Source organism: Bartonella pachyuromydis (assembly GCF_039543065.1).
GTDB lineage: Bacteria > Pseudomonadota > Alphaproteobacteria > Rhizobiales > Rhizobiaceae > Bartonella > Bartonella pachyuromydis.
This window is the reverse complement of record NZ_BAABJA010000053.1, coordinates 1-1,023: the sequence shown is the minus strand read 5'-3', so window position 1 is coordinate 1,023 and position 1,023 is coordinate 1. Positions and strand designations below refer to the sequence as shown.

Annotated in this window: 2 protein-coding genes; both read right to left on the bottom strand. The window is 42.5% G+C overall.

Annotated elements, in window-relative coordinates:
* Positions 1-106: 106 nt before the first annotated feature.
* Positions 107-334, bottom strand: coding sequence for a hypothetical protein (locus ABD917_RS08695; RefSeq protein ID WP_345119663.1), 228 nt, complete (start codon positions 332-334; stop codon positions 107-109).
* On the bottom strand, positions 331-993 hold the full coding sequence (locus ABD917_RS08690; protein WP_345119665.1) for a lysozyme: 663 nt from the start codon (positions 991-993) through the stop codon (positions 331-333). Before ABD917_RS08690 ends, ABD917_RS08695 begins: the two co-directional genes overlap by 4 nt.
* Positions 994-1,023 lie beyond the last annotated feature (30 nt).

The following is a 1,023-nucleotide window of genomic DNA, read 5'->3' as shown; positions in this document are numbered from 1 at the left end:
ACCTAGGTTATTATGCTTTAAGATCTCTCTTGCTAAGTTTGAACTGATGACTTCAACATCTCTTTTGCTTAAATAAATAGGCAACCAACCAACACAAGAGACGTAGTTATTTGTTACGCAACCAGCGAGAGAGAGCAGTGCGCACATCAGCATCGCTTTTTTGATTAACTTCATTTTCCACCTCCAGCCGTGTTTTTGCTGCCTTTAGCGTTTTTTCTGTTTGTTTTTGCTGTTCACTCTTTTTGCCAAAGGTAAAAGCTTTTGCTAAAGCCATAAAAAAAGCGGCTAGTGCCGCACCTGTTAACAGCAGATTTTTTTTCATCCATAACATCATAGACGGTGCTCCTGAAAACGTTTTGCCACAAAGAAAAGACCAACACCTGCCGCTAAAACCATGATGGTGGCAAGTGCCCATTGCACTGGACCATTGCCTGCCAACAAGCCGCCAAGACCAGAAAAAGAACCAATAATGGGTGCCAATGCTTCTGCTTTAAAGAGAGCTGTTGAATCCTTTGTTTCTACGGTTTGATAGTTGGAGGAAACATAAGCCCCTTTCGCCCATAATCCTGCTTCTGCGACACGCCGGTGGACCAAACCTTGCAAGCGTTTACCACCCGCTTTGGTCCATTTCTGGAGTTCGGCAGGTATTGCTTCATATTCACTATTATTGAGTTTTTTTAACAGGGTTGAGTTACAAAAAGCTGTTATTCCTACATTATAACAAAAGGATACCAATGCCGCGAATTGTTCATCGGTTAAGGCAACTTGAACCGCTTGTTCAACGGTATTTTCAAATTGTCTTAAATCTTGGCGAAGAAGATCTTCGGCTTGTTTTTCGGTGACTGTCATGCCTTTGTGGACAAAAGGTTTGCCAGCACTGTTGGTATGTCCATAACCGATTGTCCATACCCCGATGGCGTCTTTATAAGCATTGAGGCGCAAGCCTTCCCATTGTTTGATAAGAGCAAGCCCTTCTTGTGATATTTTTCGCATAAAGTTCTCCATTAAAAAAGCCCCACACAA